This window comes from Methylomonas methanica (genome assembly GCF_001644035.1).
Lineage (GTDB): Bacteria > Pseudomonadota > Gammaproteobacteria > Methylococcales > Methylomonadaceae > Methylomonas > Methylomonas methanica_A.
In genome coordinates this window covers 26689-45461 of sequence record NZ_LUUG01000057.1, presented here as the reverse complement: position 1 = coordinate 45461, position 18773 = coordinate 26689, and the positions used below count along the sequence as shown (strand labels likewise).

The following is an 18773-nucleotide window of genomic DNA, read 5'->3' as shown; positions in this document are numbered from 1 at the left end:
ATAGTTGAAAAATTATCGGTTGCTGAAAAATCCCCGCAAGGCCCGAATCATATAGGCATGATCGAGTACGCCGGCGCTTTCGCGAATGCTGTGCATGGCCCACATTGGCGACCCCACATCGACACTGCGGATACCTAATTTCGCAGAGGCTATAGGGCCTATGGTGCTGCCGCAGGGCAGATCGCCGTGATGCGCGTATTTTTGATAAGGCACCTCGGCTTTTTGGCAAATGCGGATGAAAGTAGCCTCTGAAATACATTCAGAGGCATAACGATGGTTAACATTTACCTTGATGACCGGTCCGTGATTGACGATGATTTTGTGGCCGGGTTCGTAGGCACCGGGAAAGTTGGGTTGATAGGCATGCGCCATATCGGCGCTGATCATAAAGCTATTGGCTAGCGAGCGCCGGTAGTCGTCCGGGGTATTGCCGACTGCGTTGGCGATGCGCTCGAGCACATCGGGTAGGAAACTGCCGGCCGCGCCCTTGCAGCTCTCACTGCCGATTTCCTCATGGTCGAAAAACGCGCAGACCAGCGTGCCGTTGGCATCTAGGATCGAAGGATCCAATAATGCCGTCAATCCAGCATGGCAGGAGGCCAGATTGTCCAATTGGCTATTGGCGTAAAACAGTTGTCCGTCACCCCAAAGAGTACCTTTCTGGGTGTCGTAGGCATTCAGCTCCCAACTTAAAATTCGCTCGGCAGCAATGCCGCTAGCGTGTTCCAGCAATTGCCGAAACTTGTCAGTGGGTAATTGTTGCTCGACACTGGCCGAGAAAATTAGCGGCAACTCGCTTTGCTTTTTCAGCTTTAAGCCGTCTTCGTTGACGCCGCGGTTCATGTGAATCGCCAGATTCGGCAGGCGCAGTAGAGGTTCGGCGAAGCGCAGCAGCTGGCTAACAATGTTGCCGTCGCTATCCAGATAGGCGATGCGGCCGGCCAGACTCAGATCGCGGTCGGCAAATGTGGCGAGAATCGGGCCGCCGTATACTTCTACGGCCAGGCGCAACAGTTTGTCGGAGTCCAGCAGCGGCTGCGGTTTTACGCGCAGACCGGGTGAGTCGGTATGGGCGCCGAGTATTTTGAAGCCGGTTGCCGCCAAGGCTTGTTTGCCAATCACAAATGCAGCGATGGAAGAATCGTCTCTTATCACATAGTAGCGCCCGCCGCTTGCCAATGACCATGCCTCGCTTTCCTGGATGCGTTGGAATTGATGCGCCTGCAATCGTCCTTCTATGCTGGCGACCGCATGCCAAGGGCTGGGACTGGCATCGATGAAATCCAGTAAGTCTTGGGCTTGGTGCTGGGCTGTCATCATTGCTTATCCAGCGTTAGCGCCACGGAATTGATGCAATAGCGCAGTCCGGTTGGTTGCGGGCCGTCTTCGAACACATGCCCCAGATGGGCGCCGCAGGATTGGCAGGTCACTTCTACCCGGCGCATGCCATGGCTGTTATCGGGATGCTGATCCAGACTTTCCGAATTTAGCGGGTCCCAAAAGCTGGGCCAGCCGCAGCCGGAGTGAAATTTTTGCTCGGAGGTAAACAAGGCGTGACCGCAGCAAACGCAGCGGTAGATACCGGCTTCGTCGCAGTCGGTATATTTGCCGGTGAAGGGCGGTTCGGTGCCTTTTTCCCGGCAGACATGATATTGCTCGGGAGTTAGCTTCTCGCGCCAGGCTTGTTCATTATCGTGTTTCTCGGTCATTGTGGGGTTCCGCAGGCTAGGTGTAGTGGGCATTGTACTCAGTCTACCTCGGCATCAAAAGCAATCAAAAGCCGGGAATATTTCAGTTGATTACATCAGGAGGTTCTAATATTCTTGAGCTGCATGGTTTTGAAGCTTATAACAACAGTATAAAAATAATAAATACGCAGAGTGTGTTCATCTAAACAGCAGCGAGGAGAATGTCATGGCAAGAATTATAGTGTTGGGTGCGGGGATCGGCGGTGTGCCGATGGCTTACGAAATGAAGGAAACAGTGGGTAACGCGCATGAAGTTGTGGTGATTTCCGATTCGCCGACTTTCCACTTCGTGCCGTCCAACCCGTGGGTGCCGCCGAAATGGCGCAAGCCCGAAGACTTAAAGATCGAGTTGGCGCCGGTAATGGCGAAAAAAGGCATCAACTTTATTCAAAAGGCGGCCACAAAAGTCGATCCGGCCAACAACAAAATTGAGCTGGCGGATGGCTCGTCAGTTGAATACGACTATCTCATTATCGCGACCGGTCCACGCCTGGCCTTTGATGAAGTACCCGGCCTCGGGCCGCACGGTGGGCATACCTCATCGGTCTGCCATGTCGATCATGCCGCAGTTGCCGCGCAGGATTGGGACAAGTTCATGGCAGACCCAGGCCCGATTGTGGTCGGCGCGGTACAGGGTGCGTCCTGCTTTGGTCCGGCTTACGAATACCTGATGATTCTGGAAACCGAACTACGTAAACGCAAAATCCGCGACAAAGTGCCGATGACTTTTGTCACCTCGGAGCCTTATATCGGCCACCTGGGTTTGGGCGGCGTCGGCGATACCAAAGGCTTGCTGGAAAGCGCGCTACGCGACAAAACCATCAAATGGATTACCAATGCCAAGGTGGACCGCATCGAAGCCGGCATGATGTATGTCACCGAGGTCGATGAAGACGGTAACGACAAGAAAAAACACGAAGTGCCGTTTAAACACTCAATGATGCTGCCGGCTTTTACCGGCGTGGATGCGGTGCGCCACTCCGGCGCGGAAGGTTTGACCAATCCGCGCGGTTTCGTCATCGTCGATCAACATCAGCGCAACCCGACGTACAAAAACATTTATGCGGTTGGGGTCTGCATCGCCTTGCCGCCGGTGGAAAAAACCCCGGTGCCGACCGGTACCCCCAAAACCGGTTATATGATCGAATCCATGGTTACCGCCACGGCCCATAACATTCGCGATGAACTAGCCGGCAAACAGCCGTCTGATATACCCAGTCTGAGCGCATTGTGCTTGGCCGATTTGGGCGATACCGGCGTGGCGTTCTTGGCTGTGCCGCAAATTCCGCCCAGAAATACCACTTGGTCTAACCATGGCACATGGGTGCATCTGGCGAAAATCGGCTTTGAGAAATATTTTATGCGCAAGATTAAAAACGGCATCAGCGAGCCGTTTTACGAACGCATGATATTGAAATTCCTGGGCGTGGTGCGTTTGAAATAGGGGGTTATATGTCTATAGATCGCATGGTTATGGCGTTTGCCGGCTCGTTTATCCTGATCAGTCTGGCGCTGGCGCATTGGCATTCGCCGAATTGGCTGTGGTTCACCGCCTTTGTCGGTGCCAATTTGTTGCAGGCGTCGTTCAGCGGCTTTTGTCCGATGGCGATTATTCTGAAAAAGTTGGGTGTTAAATCCGGCTGCGCATTCTGATAGGGCTTAAATCTTAGAGGCCGGATCGTTGCCAGGCGGCGATCCGGCTTTATTTCTGTTCGGCCTCTTTGTTCTCGCATACAGGACAGCGGTTTATTTTAAATAGGCCGCCACTATTCGCGAATCCCAAACCCCGTCCGGCAATTCACCCGATGGATTTACAGGCCAAGGCCAACTCGCCAGCTGATTGGCATGCTGAATATAGCCCTCCAAAACGGGCCGGTAGTCGGTTGTATCAAGCAACCCGTTGCGGCCATGACGTTGATCTTCAATTTCCGTGATCAGGCAAACCGGGGTTTGCCAGCTTTCCAGCCAATGTAGATGGGCCAGCATCAAGGCCCGGCCAAAAGCTTCCAACTTCAGAGTCTCCAAGCCGACATTTGCCAACCAATCCAACGGCAGCAATGGCAATTGCGTCAGGCAATTGACCGACGCGACCCAACGTGGTTTGACTACTAACTTAGGGACTATCGGATTCAGTACCAATCCTTGTGGCGGTATTTGCCGATGTTGCACCAGCCAGTCCACGATACCGGTGACGTCATGCAGATGACAAAACACCCGGTTTGGCCAATGTTTGGCGAGGCGGCGGCTTTGATAAGTAAAGGCGATATCCAGCAGCACGATTTGTTCGAAATGCTGCAATAACTCGGCGATGGGTAGATCGTGCGCGCTGCCGCCACCGACAATCAGGGCGGCGCCACCTGGTTTGTCCAGCGCTTGCGCAGCATTCAACAATGCGTACTTGGTTGCCTGGATATGTGCGCCCCAAGCCTGGCGACAACGGCGATGGCGGACTTGCAATGCCGCCATTTCCCTAGCGTAACCCAATAAGCGCGCTTCGCGGCTGGCGGCGCGCACCCCCAGATAATGCCAAAACTCTTCCAGCATCAGCCGACAATCAATACGGGCGCTTTAGCGTTCATGTCAGGCATCACTCGTCCAAGCGATGCCCGCAATACTTGCAATGCGCCGCGTCGAAATCGTGGCTGGCGGCGCCGCAATTTGGGCAAGCGCGGTTATCCAGATTCTGGTTTTTGCGGGTATTCAGTAATTCTGCGCTGTATATACCGGTTGGCACTGCAATGATGCCGTAACCCATAATCATGATGGTCGAAGCGATCATCTGCCCCATCGGCGTTTTCGGGGCAATGTCACCGTAACCTACAGTGGTGATGGTGACTATTGCCCAGTACACGGCTTTGGGAATGCTGGTAAAGCCGGCGGCCGGGCCTTCCACGACATACATCAAGCTGCCGAACACCACGACCAGGGTTAGCACGGCATATAAAAACACGGTTATTTTCCGTACGCTGTTGACCAAGGCCACCACCAGAATGTCGGCTTCTTCCAGATATTCGGAAAGCTTCAGTACCCGGAAAATCCGTAACAGCCGCAAAATCCGCAAGGTCAGCATGTATTCCGCGCCGGGCAGTAGCAAGCCCAAGTAAGCCGGCAGTATGGACAACAAGTCAACGATGCCGAAAAAACTGCGGGCATACAGCCAAGGGCGGCGCACACAAATCAAACGCAAGGCGTACTCCAGCGTAAACAAACCGGTAAACAACCATTCCGCCCAGAGTAAAGCTGCCGCGTAGCGTTGTTGAAAGTCGGTAACGCTGTCGAGCATCACGACAATGATACTCAACAAAATCGCCACGATCACGGCGATATCGAAACGCCGGCCGGCAGCAGTTTCCGAACCAAATACGGTTTGGTTCAACGCCTCGCGCCACGCGGAAAGTGTCGTGCCTTGGTTATAGCGGTGCTGGCGTTTGGGCTTTGCGGTCATGGCTCTCGATGGCAAACGGTGGGGGAGTGCTGTCTGTTCGGCAAAGTATAAATCCAGCCCTGCTTGTCGGACGAATTCAGACAATATTTTGTTTGGCGCTAGCGGCCGATTGTCGGGTTTGCTACAAACAGGCTTGGCTCAAACCATAGAAAATTCAGTGATTTATAAGTTGGCACAACCGTTGCTGAAGCTTTAATAAAAACGTGAGGTTGTGTTATGAAATCGACCAAAGACATTGCGGAACTGCTGGACGAACCGGCTTGCGAGCATAACAAGAAGGAAAAGTCCGGCTGCGCCAAACCCAAACCCGGTTCAGCAGCAGGTGGTTGCGCCTTCGATGGTGCACAGATTGCACTATTACCGATCGCCGACGTCGCGCATATCGTCCACGGCCCTATCGCCTGTGCCGGCAGTTCCTGGGATAACCGCGGCACCCGCTCTTCCGGATCGGAATTATACCGAATCGGTATGACCACCGATTTAACCGAGCAAGACGTGGTGATGGGCCGCAGCGAAAAGCGCCTGTTCCACGCCATTAAACAAGCTATCGAAACCTACAATCCGCCGGCGGTGTTCATTTATAACACCTGCGTCCCGGCTTTGGTGGGCGACGACATCAACGCCACCTGCAAATCCGCTGCCGAGCGTTGGGGTGTGCCGGTTGTGCCTATCGATTGCGCCGGCTTTTACGGCACCAAAAACCTGGGCAACCGGATTGCCGGCGATGCGATGGTTAATCATGTGATCGGCACCCGCGATCCCGACCCGTTGCCACCTGGCACCGAACGGCCCGGCATCAAGGTGCACGACGTCAATCTGGTGGGCGAGTACAACATCGCCGGCGAGTTCTGGCATGTGCTGCCGCTGCTGGACGAAATGGGTCTGCGGGTATTGTGTACCTTATCGGGCGACGCCCGTTTCCGTGAAGTGCAAACCATGCACAAAGCTGAAGTCAACATGATGGTCTGTTCCAAAGCCATGGTGAACGTGGCGCGTAAACTGCAACAAAGCTATGGCACACCCTGGTTCGAAGGCAGTTTCTACGGCATCACCGACACCAGCCAAGCCTTGCGTGATTTTGCTAGGGTGATTAACGACCCCGATTTAATCGAACGCACCGAAGCGATCATAACCCGCGAAGAAAACCGTATTCGCGAAGCGCTGGCGCCTTGGCGCGAAAGACTAAAAGGTAAACGAGTATTGTTGTTTACCGGCGGCGTGAAGAGTTGGTCGGTCATTTCCGCCTTGCAGGATTTGGGCATGGTGGTGGTTGCCACCGGTACCAAAAAATCCACAGAGGAAGACAAGGCGCGGATTCGCGAACTGATGGGCGAAGACACGCTGATGATCGAAGACGGTAGTCCCAAAGCCTTGTTAAAAGTCGTCGCCGATTACAAAGCCGACATCCTGATCGCCGGCGGCCGCAATATGTATACCGCATTGAAAGCCCGTATTCCGTTCCTGGACATCAACCAAGAACGCGAATTCGGTTACGAAGGGTATCAAGGCATGCTGGAGTTAGTCCGGCAATTGGCTTTGACTTTGGAAAGTCCGGTTTGGGAAGCCGTGCGGGCCACACCGCCTTGGCGGACCGGCGGCCTGAAAAAGTCTGCCGTCACAGAGATTCAAGCAGAGCCTTTGTCGGCTCAGGCGGCATAACATGGCCGAAATCGTCAAACGCAATAAAGCCCTGTCGGTCAATCCCTTAAAGGCCAGCCAGCCTACCGGCGGCTCCTTGGCCTGCTTGGGCTTTGACAGGGCGATCCCGATGTTGCACGGTTCGCAAGGTTGCACCGCGTTTGCCAAGGTGTTTTTCGTGCGGCATTTCCGCGAGCCGATACCGTTGCAAACCACTGCGATGGATCAAGCCAGCTCGGTATTGGGCGCAGACGAAAATGTCATCGAAGGCATCAAAGCCATCGCTGAAAAATCCAACCCGGATTTGATTGCGGTGTTGACCACCGGTTTGGCGGAAACCCAGGGCTGCGATGTGCATCGTAACGTCCGCGAGTTTCGCGAACGTTACCCCGAATATGCTCACGTTGCGGTCGTTGCGGTCAACACTCCGGATTTCACCGGCTGTGTAGAGACCGGTTACGCCGCTACTATTTACGAAATCGTCAAGGCCTTGGTGCCGGACGCGGAAACTGCCGGCACCAAGCCGGGCAAACGCCAACGTCAGGTCAACTGTTTGGTCAGTCCGATGTTGACGCCGGGTGACCTGGAAGCCTTGCGGGATTTGATCGAGCAATTCAATTTACGCCCAGTCCTGGTGCCGGACTTATCCGACTCCTTGGATGGCAGCCTGACCGACGACGACTTTTCGCCGGTAACCATCGGCGGTACGCCGGTCTCGGAATTGGCGACATTGGGCGAGGCCAGAGCCAGCTTGATTATCGGGGCATCCTTGCGTAAATCCGGCGAGCTGTTGCAGGAAAAAACCGGCGTGCCCAGTCACTATTTCGATCATCTGTATGGTTTGCAAGCCAACGATGCGTTGATTACCACTTTGGCCGATATCAGCGAAATGCCGGTGCCGCAAAAGATCGAACGCCAGCGCGCACAGTTGCAGGATGCGATGCTCGATACCCATTTTATGCTCGGTCAACTGCGGGTGGCTATCGCCGCCGACCCGGATCAGCTGAATGCCCTGATTCATTTGGTGCAAGGCATGGGCGCGGAAGTCGTGACCGCCATCTGCGCCGGCAACACACCGGTGTTGGCGACGGCGCCGGTAGACAGCATCAAGATCGGCGATCTGGAAGATCTGGAAGTGATGGCCAAGGAGCGCAAAGCGCAATTGCTGATCGGCAATTCGCATGCTGTCGCCAGCGCCGAACGGCTGGGCATCCCCATCTTGCGCATCGGCTTTCCGCTATACGACATCATCGGCGGCTATCAAAAAACCTGGATTGGCTATCGCGGCACCCGGCAAACCTTGTTCGATTTAGCCAATCTGGTGATCAATTTTGCCCATGAAGAGATCGAGCCGTATTACTCGCCGTATGCGCAAAAACCCGAATCCGAACGTCAAGCCTGCTCGCCGTCATGTCATTAACACGTCGCATACAAGTTTTGCATACAAACGAACAGAGGATTTCCATGGAAACCGCTATTAAAGTCGCTTTTGCCACTACCGACATGGCTCATGTGGATCAGCATTTCGGCTCCGCCAAATCGTTTGCCGTTTACGCAGTCGATCCGGAGCAGTCGGAATTGATGGAAGCTGCCCAATTTGGGGAACTAGCGCAAGATGGCAACGAAGACAAGTTGTCGGTAAAGATCCAACTGCTGGAGGGTTGCTCGGCGGTTTACTGCCTAGCCATCGGCGCCTCTGCGGTTAACCAGATCCTGTCTCATGGCATCCAGCCGATCAAAGTCCACGAAGGCAGTACTATCAAGGATTTGATCTCGGACTTGCAGTCCGAAATGAAAGCCGGGCCTTCCAGCTGGCTGGCGAAAGCCATCAGCCAACACAAAGGACCGAATCCGGAGCGGTTTAATGCGATGGAAGAGGAAGGTTGGGATGAATGATTTTGTTGCGGCTACTTAACGGCCAGATTTTTGTGTCGCTGACGCGACGACTGATTTTAATGTCGGTTCGCGGACCGACAACCGCGATACTTTTCTTTGCTTGTCCAAAGAAAAGTATCCAAAAGAAACGACACCCGAAATGCCGCTTTGAACCTGCGCGCCGTAGCGTTTATCGAGGGTCGGCAGAAGGGGCTTCCCAGCCCCTCTGCCGACGTGCGGCATCCATGCCGCACCCCTTCGGGCTGATCTCGATAAGCGCTACGTTGCTCGGCGCGGCATACGGGGTTTAACCCAGCGTCATTAAAAGTATTCAAATTGATCAAACACTAAATTAGGAGAACCACCATGGCCCAACCCGCATTAGTCGTCGAAGCCGGCGACCCCTTCATGACTTCGGATATCGTTGTCGAAATGGTCAAACAATTGCGCGCACTAGATACCTACGATACCTACGAAGGATGGTCGGAAGAAAAAATCATCGATCCTTTGGTGATGACCAAAGAACGCAAACGCGAGATTCCAATTATCGGCGATCCCGATGAAATTACCCTGGCGCGGGTGAAAGCGTATTACAACTCCATCGCCTCGCTGATCGAGAAGAAGGGCGGTCTGATGGCCGTGCCGGTAATCAACATTACCCACGAAGGGTTCGGTCGGGCCTTGGTCCTGGTCGGTAAATTGATTGTGGTCGATAAAGTGTTGCGCGATGTCCATCGCTTTGGGTTTCCCAGCTTGGAAGATCTGGCGTCCAAAACCGATGCAACGATTGAAAAAGCCCTGGGCTTGATCGCAACCTATCGAGAAGTAGCCGAAGCGTGAGGTGAGTAATGAGCGACGAAGAACTCAAAGCACTGGAAAAAGAAGTAAAGAAGGCCAAACGTATCGCTAATGAAGCAGCGTCGGTACTCCACGATCTGATCGAGGACAAACTGCCGGATGCCTATGGCGAACTGATGGGTGTGGCGCAGGCGACTTACGATGCTTGCAAAGCCTGGGACGAAGCCAACAAGAAGTTTTTGGCTGCCAGCAGCGAAACGGCATAGGAGGCGAGTATGAGCGAATTTGTAACCGGTGTTACCTATGGCGGTACAGTCTGGACGCCGTCCTACGTTACCGATATTAATCAGCGTACCTGCATCGGCTGCGGCCGTTGTTTTAAAGTTTGTCCGCGTGATGTGTTTGATTTGATCGAAAAAGACGAAGCGTTGTCGGCCGAAGATTTTGGCGACGACTACGGCGACTTTGAAGATGATGACGATAACACCATGGTGATGAGCTTGAAAAACGCCGCCGATTGTATTGGTTGTGAGGCGTGTTCCAAGGTTTGTCCTAAGGATTGTTTTACGCATGAGCATAAGGCGGCGGCTTAGTTTGTGTCGCTAGTTGCGTAGGGTGGGCACGGTTTTTGTGCCCACGCGGATTCTGAATAATGTGTCGCTGGCGCGACGGCCTTTTTTATGTCGGTTCTCGGACCGACAGCCGAGTGACTTTTCTTTGCTTGGCCAAAGAAAAGTCACCAAAAGAAAGGCCACCCCGATGCCGCTTTGATCCTGCGCGCCGCAGCGTTTATCGAGGGTCGGCAGAAGGGGCTTCCAAGCCCCTCCGCCGACGCACCGCATCCATGCGGTGCCCCTTCGGGCTATTCTCGATAAACGCTGCGGTGCTCGGCGCGGCATAGGAGGAGAAAACCATTCTGTTGAATTGAAGCAGGATGTTTTTATAGAGGTTTATTGCAGCTAGAACAGTTTTCATTTTTGAATATGTTTTTTCGAAAATTTGTATTCGCGCAAGAACGGCAAATAACAAATTTTTTGCTATCTAGGAAGATGAATAGAAGCCCAAAGATCGTCGCTGTGAATGTAGCAAAAATATTTGCTGCATATAGGTGTATAGCAGCAATGATCGCAATGCTTTCAAAGCAGGAAGCGATAAAGAAAACAGATTTTTTAACTAAATAATTGGAGTTTTTTATACAGGCTCTGCTTGAGGTAGTGATGAGGAATAGTGCGATAAACGACAGAATCAGCTGGGTTTGTGAAAGCATTTTTATTCCAAAGTTAGTAACGAAAGAATTTTAGACTGGAAATTATATTGTTTCTTCATAGGCATTATTAAACAGGATGGTTTTATCCCCCCGTATGCCGCGCCGAGCACCGGAGCTTTTGAACGGATCAGCCCGAAGGGGCGCCGCATGGATGCGGCGCGTTGCATGCAGGGGCTGGGAAGCCCCTTTCGGCAACCCCGTTCAAAAGCGAGGAGCGCAGGGAACCAGCGGCATCAGGGCCGCCTTTTCTTTGGATACTTTCTTTTGGCGGAGCAAAAGAAAGTATCTCGCTTGTCGGTGCGAGAACCGACATTCAAATACCCGTCGCGATAGCGACACCAATTTTTCATCTCAAAAAAGGAAAGCTATCATGCCTCGTCCCGATAAACACGTATTCGTCTGTACTCAAGCTCGTCCGCAAGGCCATCCGCGCGGCTCCTGCACTGCCAGCGGCTGCGCCGATGTAATGAACGAGTTTATGAACCAAATCCAAGCTCGGAATCTGTTCGAAAAAATCGGTTTAACCAACACCGGTTGCATGGGGCCTTGCATGCTCGGACCCAGCGTGCTGGTCTATCCGGAAGGCATTATGTACGGCAAAGTCACTAAAGCAGATGTAACAACCATTATCGATCAACATCTGTTGGGCGGTACCCCGGTTGAGTCGCTGATCGCTCCAGCCGAGGTTTGGTAAATCATGAGTCAGCTTGGCTTTTTTGAAGAGCGGGTTTTATTCAGTCCGGATGTGCCGGAAGAAGTGAATAAACTGTTGCAGATGGCGGTGGCTGCCAGTCATGCCGACAAGCCCTTGGCGGAAAAATATTTCAGACAGGCGCAAGCCTTGGATGGTACTTGTCTGCAAACTTATTTTGCCTTGTACAAATTCTATTTTTATCAAGGCCGCCTGCTGGAAGCCGAGTGCGAAGTGATGGCCGCGCTGACCGAGGCCGCTCGTCAGGGTGACTTTCCGGCGGACTATCGGCAATTGGCCCGCGAGTTGGGTCAGTGGGATATGTATGCCAGCGACATCGCCTTGTTTTACCTGTATAGCTTAAAAGCCCTGGCCTTTATCAAGCTGCGCCGGCAATTGGACGCGGAGGCGCAATCCATTTTGGTGGTGATGCGGGCGCTCGATCCGGAAGACCGCTCCGGTGCGTCGGTGATTATGGATTTGGCGGACGCCGTGATGGAGGACGCCGCATGAGTAAGGAATTGGTCGCAGAGCATGTAGCGGCACGGCGGGTTTTCGGCGAGACAGTTTGCCAACGCATCACGGAGAATATCGTCAAGCTGGGCTTTCCGCTGCAAATCGAACTCAGCTTGCCGAAATTCGACAGCGCCGAATTCAGTTTAGTGACCGATCCATTTACTCAAACCCAGGATCTGGTGGGCTACTGGTACAGCGCGAGTAAGCAGCGCATCGGCCAGATCAAATTTCATGGCGACGGCAGCTTTTATGCCGAATACGATGTCGTGCAGCCGCACCCGACCAAAAAGCAATGGTTCGTCGAGGCCATCAATGCCTGGGGGCAGCAAGACAATATAAAAACCGAAGCAAAATTGCTAGACATCCCGCAATAAGGGGGGGGCAATGGCTAACCCAAAACGTTTGTACGAACTGCTGCTGGATTATTGCAGCAGCGATGCCGTGGTGGACAACCTGATGATAGGTGTGGTCTGGACCCTGTGCCAATGCAAGGGCAGGGCTACCGCCGGCTTGGCGATGAGTCCGGGGCAGAGCACCCGTACCTTGCCGTGGTCCGGCACCTTGGGCGGTAAACCGGTCACCGATTTGGCTGCCTGGATCACCGAATGGGAGCCTTACAAGGCGACGGTGGCCATGGCGGCGATCAATAGCTGTATCAACGCCCGACCCTTGCCGGAATCGGTTGCGCTGGATAGTCACGACGAACATGCAAATCTTGCGGTATTCGAATATTTTCTGCCGCAATTGCAAAGCAAAAACGTGGTGGTGATCGGTCGGTATCCAGGCATCGAACGCTATCAAGACAAAATGCATTTAACGATTCTGGAACGGCAGCCGTCCGCCGCCGATTTGCCGGATTCGGCGTGCGAGTTTTTGCTGCCGCAAGCCGATTGGGTGTTCCTGACTGCCAGCAGCATTCCGAATAAAACCTTTCCGCGTTTGGTAGAGTTGTCCAGTCACGCCAAAACCGTATTGATGGGACCCACCGTACCGTGGCTGCCGCAGTTGCACGAGTTTGGCATCGATTATCTGGCTGGCGTGGAAATTGTCGATCAGGAAGCCTTGTACCACACCGCAGCCCAGGGCGGCGGTGTGCGGATCTTTAATAACGGCTTACGCTATCGCGTGGCGGAATTGGTGCCGCAAAGCAGTATCAGCTGGTTGAAACAGCAAATCGCCGACTGCTTTAACGAAAGAACTCAGCTCACCGAAGCGATGGAACAATGGTATCGCGACGGCAATAAGGCGCGCTTTCCGCATTACTCCTTGCTGGATCAGATCAACAGCCGGTTGTCGCGCCTGGATAGCAGTTTTAAATCGCTGTGGGACAACTATGCCGCTGGGTAGTGCATGAATATTGCAGTGCCGGAAGTGTTTGCCAGCCATAGATTGTTGTTGATGTACAAAGGCGATATCAGTGCCCTAACCCTGTTTGCACAACAGGCCGCCGGCAGTGTGTGCTTTCCGCACTCCTTGCCGCCGCTTTCCGTCGCCTTTGATGAAGACGAGACGGTAAATGAAGGGAAAATCACCGTTCATCCGGCAACGCTGGTTAGTGCCATTAATCAAATTCTGGGGTTTGATAACGATTTGCTGTATGCCGAAGCCGGTTATAAGGAATACATCGATACCCCGAAAGGCATCGTCACTGTCTACATGGCCAGGTTCAAACTATTAGACCCGCCGCATCGCTTGATGCAGACCTTGGGCTGCCATATGCGCACGCTGCCGGAGTTACGCGGTCGTCCGCCCGCCGAAATGGAATTATTGCGCCGGGCTTACACAAAAATGATGGAGGGCTAACATGTTCGATATTATGGATTTTGGCATCTGTGAATTTACGGGCGATAACGGCTCGGATTTGCCTGCGCCCAGCGGTCCGTATATCCCGGAAGCCAGCGAATGCATGCGCTGCGGCATGTGCGTTAGCAGCTGCCCGACCTTCCGTTTATTCGAAACCGACGCCGAAACCCCGCGGCAACGCATACGCACCATCAGCAAAGTACTGGTTGAGGATGTGCCCATTAGCGCGGAAGAGCGAGGGCATCTGGACAACTGTTTGCAATGTCGAGCGTGCGAGACTGCCTGTCCCAGCCGGATGAGTTACGGCGCCTTGTTCGATCAGGCCAGAGCGAAACTCCAGCAAACCGCTTCGCAGTCCTGGTTAGCCAAGCTGGCGATGTACCTAATCGAACATAAACGCCGGCGGCGCATGCTCTTGCCCTTAATGTCTTTGTATTTGCGTTCGGGTTTGCGAAAACCGCTGAGAGCCAGCGGCTTGTTACGCAAATTAAAATTGGCTACCGCCGAAAGTTTGCTTAACGAGCCGGCCTTGGGCAGTTTGGCCGGGATTTATCCGGTCGGCAGACGCCAGCGGCAGCGCGGGCGAGTAGCCTTGTTTACCGGCTGCTTGGCCGAACATTTCGACCGCGCCACCCAGCGCGCCGCAATCAAACTGCTCAATACCATAGGCTACGAAGTCGTGGTGCCGGAAGGCCAGGGCTGTTGCGGCGCGATTCACCAGCACAACGGCTGTTCCGCGCAAACCTTAAAAGATAAAAATATCGAAGCGTTTTACCAGCTGGAAGTGGAAGCGGTGATCTATGTCGCCAGCGGTTGCGGCGCGATGCTTAGCGAGTATCAAGGCGACGATAGCGAAACCGCCGGCTGGTTCGGCCGCAGTTTGCAAGACATCAACGAATTTTTATTGGCGCATTGGCCGGATACGCTGGAGCCGGCAGCGTCCAATTTAAACGTCGCGGTACACGAGCCTTGCAGCCAGCGTAATGTGTTGAAAAACGGCCGCGCCGTACACGAGTTGCTGCGGAAAATCCCCGGTTTGAACATCGAAGCCTTGCCGGACAATCAACTCTGCTGCGGTGCCGGCGGCAGCTATATGCTCAGTCATCCCGACAATGCACAGCAACTGCGCAACGCCAAGCGCCAAGCCATCGAAGGCTCCGGTGCCGATGTGGTGGTCAGCAGCAATTTCAGCTGCGCGTTTTATCTCAATACCGAGCGCGCTGAGACCGCAAGGAAACTGGTGCATCCGATACGTTTGTTGGCGGATAGAGTGTAGTTCGGCTGTGGGTTAAAAGTTCTGGTTTAAGTAGGCAGGTTTCAAAGTTGATTTCCGCCAAATCTTGCGTTCAATGCGCGAGTTGGACCCTTTGCGGCCTATCATCTAACGTGATTTAATGGCGGCCATTGGGCCATTACTAGAAACAACTAACTGTCACTGATGATATACAGAAGGAAAATTTCTGTGCTAATCAACACAATAGAATGCCAAAGGTTATTTTTAAGTAGATATGCGATTAACAGCTTAATAACTTGTTAGGTTCTTATGAACGAATTTATCGAGGCCATCGATAGAAGTGTAGCGGTCGGAAATTGGTATGGCGCGCTATTCGTGGCCCTTTCACTTCCAGATATATGCGGAAAGATCGACAACCCAGCTGAAAACGGTTCTCAGCGGCGCTATGCAGCCTGGTTTGATAGATATATCCGGCCAAAATATACACATCAGGCGGGGTTGAACAGCCGGGAAGAAGTATTTCTTAGCGGTAACGATTGTTATGCGCTGAGATGCGCTTACCTGCACGAAGGCAGCGATGACACTACTTGTCAGCGAGCGCGAGAGGCAGTGGACAGATTTCATTTTCTCGTTGCCCCGCGCAATTGCGTCATTCATTGCAACATGATCGATACGAAGTTGCAGTTGCAAGTTGACATATTTTGCGAGGACATCAAGCAAGGTGTTATCGATTGGATTCGCGAAATACAAAACGACGGTAAAAAGCTTGCGGCAACGCAGAGCCTTCTGAAAATCCAGTTTCTAGACTCTAATAATGGAATTCGAATCTGACTATAGCTTCCAGCCGACTTATTTGCCGTCGCTTCGCTTCGTAAAATCCACGGCTGAAACTGGGCGTTAAACGAGGAATTCATGACATAATCCGGCCAGTCAAGGATCAACCCTATCAGTCCGTAATTGGCCGAACTTCGTCCGCCACCATCACCAGACCCACCGGATGCCAGTACTCTGGCCCAGCCGAAGACGCCCTCCCCAAAAACCCCCTCATCCAAAGTTAAGCCGTTCCTAATACGATCTTAATTAAACCCTCAGGCTTTCTCTCATCTTGACTCTGTAATCTGCATACCTAAGCGAATAGGGATGATTAGCCCGTTCGCATCAGGTTGGGTTTCCAGGGACGGTGACCCTTGTCATTGGAAAAAGACGCTATAGGGGTTACACACATGCCACTCGGTTTGGGAAATATTTTCAACGGGCTTTTTAAACAGTACGGTCACACGGTAATTCTGTTGTTACGCGTCATCGACGTCGCCATGTTGTTTGCTGCCGCTTGGGTGACTCACTATTTCTGGTTGCGCGAGTATGTCGTCGATCAGGATTATCGGATCGTCATCGCGCTGGGCATACTCGGCGCCATCATCTTCTTCGAAATTGGCCAGGTATATCGGCCCTGGCGTAACGACGCGATGCGCGGTGAGTTTGCCCGTATCGTCAGAGCCTGGATTTCGGCCTTGGTGGCAGTGGTGTCCATCGTCGCTTTAGTCAGGCTGCATTTTTGGTTTGGTTCCAGTTACCGCTGGATTGCGTCCTGGGGCGTGCTGGGTTTGGTCTTCGTGCTGGTGGCGCGGGGCGTGTTGTCGCAAGTGCTGGGTTTTTTGCGGGCGCGCGGTTGGTCGCAAGGCCGTATCGTGATGGTCGGCTTGAATCAAATGGCGGTGGCGGTTGCCAGGCAGCTGAATCATTCGGCCTGGGCCGGCCTGCAAGTGGTCGGTTATGTAGACGACAGGGGTGATGATAGAAATTCTATCAGCGATTTCGCACTGCCGCGTCTCGGTAAGCTGGAAGACCTGCCAAGCATCATCGCGGCGCAAGCCATCGATGAAGTATGGGTGGCCTATCAAGGCGAATCCTTGACCGAACGCGCCCAATATCAGCTGCGCCATCTGCCGGTCAGTATTCGGCTGGTAATCGATTGTTTTGCCTTCAAACAAAGTAAATTCCTCAGTTTGAACACCGTCGCCGGTATTCCCACGCTGGATTTCTCCGTGTCGCCGCTGCACGGTATCAATCGCTACATCAAGGAAGTGGAAGACCGTTTGCTGGCTTTGATCTTGTTATTGCTGATCAGTCCTTTGATGGTGTTCCTGGCGGTAGGTGTGAAGTTAAGTTCACGCGGGCCGGTATTTTATCGGCAGGAGCGGGTGGGCTGGAACAATCGTTCGTTCACGATGCTGAAATTCCGCTCCATGCCGGTCGATGCCGAAGCCAAAACCGGCGCAGTCTGGGCCAAGCCCGGCGAGAATCGCGCCACGCCGTTCGGCGCCTTCCTGCGCAAAACCAGCCTGGACGAACTGCCGCAATTGATCAACGTCTTGCGCGGCGATATGTCGCTGGTCGGTCCGCGTCCGGAGCGTCCTGACTTTGTCGAAGTGTTTAAGGAGCAAGTGCCTAACTACATGAAAAAACACATGGTGAAAGCCGGTATCACCGGTTGGGCACAAGTCAACGGCTGGCGCGGCGATACCGATTTGAACCGCCGCATCGAACACGATTTGTATTATATCCAGCATTGGTCGCTGTGGTTCGATCTGGAGATCGCCTTCCGCACCGTGCTGACCGGTTTTATCAATAAAAACGCCTACTAAGGAAACGCTTACATGTTTAGATTGATTCCCATCATGCTGATTTTAACCTTGCCCGGTTGTTTCCTGGCGCCGGGCATGGATATGAATAACGATAACGGCATGACCGAAATCGAACTGCCGACCAATAGAGACGGGCAGTTGGTAAAGGAAAAAGTCCGCATCGTGCCGATTACCGCCGATTTGATCATCGATCGGGAGACAAACCGTCGCCAAACTATCAACAGCCTGCCGCCCGTAGACCCCAACAAAACCAGCTACCGCATCGGTCCGCAGGACAGATTGCAGATTACGGTCTGGGAGCATCCGGAACTGAACGATCCCGGCGGCGAGAAAATCATGCCGGAGCTGGCCGGGAAAGTGGTCGACGAAAACGGCGACCTGTATTACCCCTATGTCGGCAGTATTCACGTGGCCGGTAAAACCGTCAGCGAGGCCCGCGCTGATTTGACCCGCGAGCTGTCCAAATATTTCAAAAAGGTCAAGCTCGATATCCGCGTATTGTCCTTCCAGGCACATCGGGTGGCAGTGGTGGGTGAGGTAGTGCGGCCCGGCGTGCAAACCATGAACGAAACACCTTTAACTGTGGCGGAAGCCATCACCCGCGCCGGCGGTTCTACGAAAGATTCCGATTTTGCCAATGTGGCGTTGGCGCGCGACGGCAAGCTCTACAAACTGGATGTGCAGTCGATGTACGAAAAAGGCCTGACTACCCAGAATCTGCTGTTGAAAGACGGCGACGTGCTGAATGTCGGCGATCAAAAAGACAGCAAGGTGTTTGTGATGGGCGAGGCCAATCGCCAGCAAGCCATCCAGATCAACAAAGGCCGCATGAGTCTGTCGCAAGCCTTGGCCGAGGCCTCCGGGGTTGACTTCAATACCTCGCGGCCCGGCGATATTTATGTGATTCGCGCCGGCGACATGCATCCCGAGATTTTCCAACTGGATGCCGAATCGCCCGACGCGATGATTCTGGCCGATCAGTTTCCGCTACAAGCCCACGACACGCTGTTCATCGGTACCGCCGGTGTCACGCAATGGTCGCGGGTGCTGAACCAGATTTTACCTGGCTCGTTTACCGCAATCATGTCGCAAGCCGCGATGATGGGGATGTAA

At 53.4% G+C, this 18773-nt stretch carries 21 protein-coding genes; 17 read left to right on the top strand and 4 right to left on the bottom strand.

Annotated features, from left to right (window positions below):
- Window positions 1–12 precede the first annotated feature (12 nt).
- Both A1332_RS07815 and msrB read right to left on the bottom strand, forming a co-directional pair.
- Entirely contained in the window at window positions 13–1317 is a 1305-nt protein-coding gene (locus A1332_RS07815; RefSeq protein ID WP_064008008.1) for a M18 family aminopeptidase, read from the bottom strand.
- A complete protein-coding gene (msrB, locus tag A1332_RS07810; protein WP_020484875.1) occupies window positions 1317–1709 on the bottom strand; it encodes a peptide-methionine (R)-S-oxide reductase MsrB in 393 nt (130 codons plus the stop codon). Before msrB ends, A1332_RS07815 begins: the two co-directional genes overlap by 1 nt.
- A gap of 205 nt (window positions 1710–1914) precedes the next feature.
- Between msrB and A1332_RS07805 the strand changes: the two genes are divergently transcribed.
- Together A1332_RS07805 and A1332_RS07800 are read left to right on the top strand one after the other, a co-directional pair.
- Entirely contained in the window at window positions 1915–3192 is a 1278-nt protein-coding gene (locus A1332_RS07805) for an NAD(P)/FAD-dependent oxidoreductase (RefSeq protein ID WP_064007950.1), read from the top strand.
- Window positions 3193–3200: 8 nt separating this feature from the next.
- Window positions 3201–3401 (top strand): YgaP family membrane protein, encoded by a 201-nt coding sequence (locus tag A1332_RS07800; RefSeq protein ID WP_064007949.1) that lies wholly within the window; start codon window positions 3201–3203, stop codon window positions 3399–3401.
- 93 nt (window positions 3402–3494) lie between these two features.
- Here A1332_RS07800 and A1332_RS07795 read toward each other — a convergent pair whose 3' ends face one another.
- The gene (locus tag A1332_RS07795) at window positions 3495–4292 is read right to left on the bottom strand and encodes a hypothetical protein (protein ID WP_064007948.1); all 798 of its coding nucleotides are present in this window, start codon (window positions 4290–4292) and stop codon (window positions 3495–3497) included.
- Window positions 4293–4335: 43 nt separating this feature from the next.
- The gene (locus tag A1332_RS07790; protein ID WP_064007947.1) at window positions 4336–5193 is read right to left on the bottom strand and encodes an ion transporter; all 858 of its coding nucleotides are present in this window, start codon (window positions 5191–5193) and stop codon (window positions 4336–4338) included.
- Between the two features lie 216 nt (window positions 5194–5409).
- Between A1332_RS07790 and nifE the strand changes: the two genes are divergently transcribed.
- From nifE to A1332_RS07705, 15 genes are all read left to right on the top strand, one after another.
- A complete protein-coding gene (gene nifE, locus A1332_RS07785; RefSeq protein WP_064007946.1) occupies window positions 5410–6852 on the top strand; it encodes a nitrogenase iron-molybdenum cofactor biosynthesis protein NifE in 1443 nt (480 codons plus the stop codon).
- 1 nt (window position 6853) lies between these two features.
- Window positions 6854–8251: a nitrogenase iron-molybdenum cofactor biosynthesis protein NifN gene (nifN, locus tag A1332_RS07780; protein WP_064007945.1), complete on the top strand. Its 1398-nt coding sequence runs from the start codon at window positions 6854–6856 to the stop codon at window positions 8249–8251.
- Window positions 8252–8295: 44 nt separating this feature from the next.
- Window positions 8296–8727, top strand: coding sequence for a nitrogen fixation protein NifX (gene nifX / locus A1332_RS07775; protein ID WP_082879593.1), 432 nt, complete (start codon window positions 8296–8298; stop codon window positions 8725–8727).
- A gap of 345 nt (window positions 8728–9072) precedes the next feature.
- On the top strand, window positions 9073–9546 hold the full coding sequence (locus tag A1332_RS07770) for a NifX-associated nitrogen fixation protein (protein WP_064007943.1): 474 nt from the start codon (window positions 9073–9075) through the stop codon (window positions 9544–9546).
- Window positions 9547–9554: 8 nt separating this feature from the next.
- Entirely contained in the window at window positions 9555–9770 is a 216-nt protein-coding gene (locus tag A1332_RS07765; protein ID WP_064007942.1) for a CCE_0567 family metalloprotein, read from the top strand.
- 9 nt (window positions 9771–9779) lie between these two features.
- On the top strand, window positions 9780–10097 hold the full coding sequence (gene fdxB, locus A1332_RS07760) for a ferredoxin III, nif-specific (RefSeq protein ID WP_020484885.1): 318 nt from the start codon (window positions 9780–9782) through the stop codon (window positions 10095–10097).
- 1044 nt (window positions 10098–11141) lie between these two features.
- On the top strand, window positions 11142–11465 hold the full coding sequence (locus tag A1332_RS07745; RefSeq protein WP_064007939.1) for a (2Fe-2S) ferredoxin domain-containing protein: 324 nt from the start codon (window positions 11142–11144) through the stop codon (window positions 11463–11465).
- 3 nt (window positions 11466–11468) lie between these two features.
- Window positions 11469–11975, top strand: coding sequence for a hypothetical protein (locus A1332_RS07740; RefSeq protein WP_064007938.1), 507 nt, complete (start codon window positions 11469–11471; stop codon window positions 11973–11975).
- A complete protein-coding gene (locus A1332_RS07735; protein WP_064007937.1) occupies window positions 11972–12352 on the top strand; it encodes a hypothetical protein in 381 nt (126 codons plus the stop codon). The genes A1332_RS07740 and A1332_RS07735 overlap by 4 nt, the downstream gene beginning before the upstream one ends.
- 10 nt (window positions 12353–12362) lie before the next feature.
- Window positions 12363–13325, top strand: coding sequence for a DUF364 domain-containing protein (locus A1332_RS07730; RefSeq protein WP_064007936.1), 963 nt, complete (start codon window positions 12363–12365; stop codon window positions 13323–13325).
- Window positions 13326–13328: 3 nt separating this feature from the next.
- On the top strand, window positions 13329–13781 hold the full coding sequence (locus tag A1332_RS07725; RefSeq protein ID WP_064007935.1) for a hypothetical protein: 453 nt from the start codon (window positions 13329–13331) through the stop codon (window positions 13779–13781).
- Between the two features lies 1 nt (window position 13782).
- Window positions 13783–15057, top strand: a complete 1275-nt coding sequence (locus tag A1332_RS07720; RefSeq protein ID WP_082879592.1) for a (Fe-S)-binding protein — start codon at window positions 13783–13785, stop codon at window positions 15055–15057.
- Between the two features lie 267 nt (window positions 15058–15324).
- Window positions 15325–15846 carry a hypothetical protein gene (locus A1332_RS07715; RefSeq protein WP_064007934.1) on the top strand — a complete coding sequence of 174 codons (522 nt, stop codon included), beginning with the start codon at window positions 15325–15327 and terminating at the stop codon, window positions 15844–15846.
- A gap of 392 nt (window positions 15847–16238) precedes the next feature.
- A complete protein-coding gene (locus A1332_RS07710) occupies window positions 16239–17660 on the top strand; it encodes an undecaprenyl-phosphate glucose phosphotransferase (protein ID WP_064007933.1) in 1422 nt (473 codons plus the stop codon).
- A gap of 12 nt (window positions 17661–17672) precedes the next feature.
- On the top strand, window positions 17673–18773 hold the full coding sequence (locus tag A1332_RS07705) for a polysaccharide biosynthesis/export family protein (RefSeq protein WP_064007932.1): 1101 nt from the start codon (window positions 17673–17675) through the stop codon (window positions 18771–18773).

Bases quoted from the DNA above. Each gene is read 5' to 3' on its own strand.
- A1332_RS07795 (WP_064007948.1), bottom strand. From the start codon at position 4,292: ATGCTGGAAGAGTTTTGGCATTATCTGGGGGTGCGCGCCGCCAGCCGC.
- A1332_RS07800 (WP_064007949.1), top strand. From the start codon at position 3,201: ATGTCTATAGATCGCATGGTTATGGCGTTTGCCGGCTCGTTTATCCTG.
- msrB (WP_020484875.1), bottom strand. From the start codon at position 1,709: ATGACCGAGAAACACGATAATGAACAAGCCTGGCGCGAGAAGCTAACT.
- A1332_RS07725 (WP_064007935.1), top strand. From the start codon at position 13,329: ATGAATATTGCAGTGCCGGAAGTGTTTGCCAGCCATAGATTGTTGTTG.
- nifX (WP_082879593.1), top strand. From the start codon at position 8,296: ATGGAAACCGCTATTAAAGTCGCTTTTGCCACTACCGACATGGCTCAT.
- A1332_RS07720 (WP_082879592.1), top strand. From the start codon at position 13,783: ATGTTCGATATTATGGATTTTGGCATCTGTGAATTTACGGGCGATAAC.
- A1332_RS07710 (WP_064007933.1), top strand. From the start codon at position 16,239: ATGCCACTCGGTTTGGGAAATATTTTCAACGGGCTTTTTAAACAGTAC.
- A1332_RS07705 (WP_064007932.1), top strand. From the start codon at position 17,673: ATGTTTAGATTGATTCCCATCATGCTGATTTTAACCTTGCCCGGTTGT.
- A1332_RS07715 (WP_064007934.1), top strand. From the start codon at position 15,325: ATGAACGAATTTATCGAGGCCATCGATAGAAGTGTAGCGGTCGGAAAT.
- A1332_RS07790 (WP_064007947.1), bottom strand. From the start codon at position 5,193: ATGACCGCAAAGCCCAAACGCCAGCACCGCTATAACCAAGGCACGACA.
- fdxB (WP_020484885.1), top strand. From the start codon at position 9,780: ATGAGCGAATTTGTAACCGGTGTTACCTATGGCGGTACAGTCTGGACG.
- A1332_RS07770 (WP_064007943.1), top strand. From the start codon at position 9,073: ATGGCCCAACCCGCATTAGTCGTCGAAGCCGGCGACCCCTTCATGACT.
- nifN (WP_064007945.1), top strand. From the start codon at position 6,854: ATGGCCGAAATCGTCAAACGCAATAAAGCCCTGTCGGTCAATCCCTTA.
- A1332_RS07735 (WP_064007937.1), top strand. From the start codon at position 11,972: ATGAGTAAGGAATTGGTCGCAGAGCATGTAGCGGCACGGCGGGTTTTC.
- A1332_RS07730 (WP_064007936.1), top strand. From the start codon at position 12,363: ATGGCTAACCCAAAACGTTTGTACGAACTGCTGCTGGATTATTGCAGC.
- A1332_RS07815 (WP_064008008.1), bottom strand. From the start codon at position 1,317: ATGACAGCCCAGCACCAAGCCCAAGACTTACTGGATTTCATCGATGCC.
- A1332_RS07765 (WP_064007942.1), top strand. From the start codon at position 9,555: ATGAGCGACGAAGAACTCAAAGCACTGGAAAAAGAAGTAAAGAAGGCC.
- A1332_RS07745 (WP_064007939.1), top strand. From the start codon at position 11,142: ATGCCTCGTCCCGATAAACACGTATTCGTCTGTACTCAAGCTCGTCCG.
- A1332_RS07805 (WP_064007950.1), top strand. From the start codon at position 1,915: ATGGCAAGAATTATAGTGTTGGGTGCGGGGATCGGCGGTGTGCCGATG.
- nifE (WP_064007946.1), top strand. From the start codon at position 5,410: ATGAAATCGACCAAAGACATTGCGGAACTGCTGGACGAACCGGCTTGC.
- A1332_RS07740 (WP_064007938.1), top strand. From the start codon at position 11,469: ATGAGTCAGCTTGGCTTTTTTGAAGAGCGGGTTTTATTCAGTCCGGAT.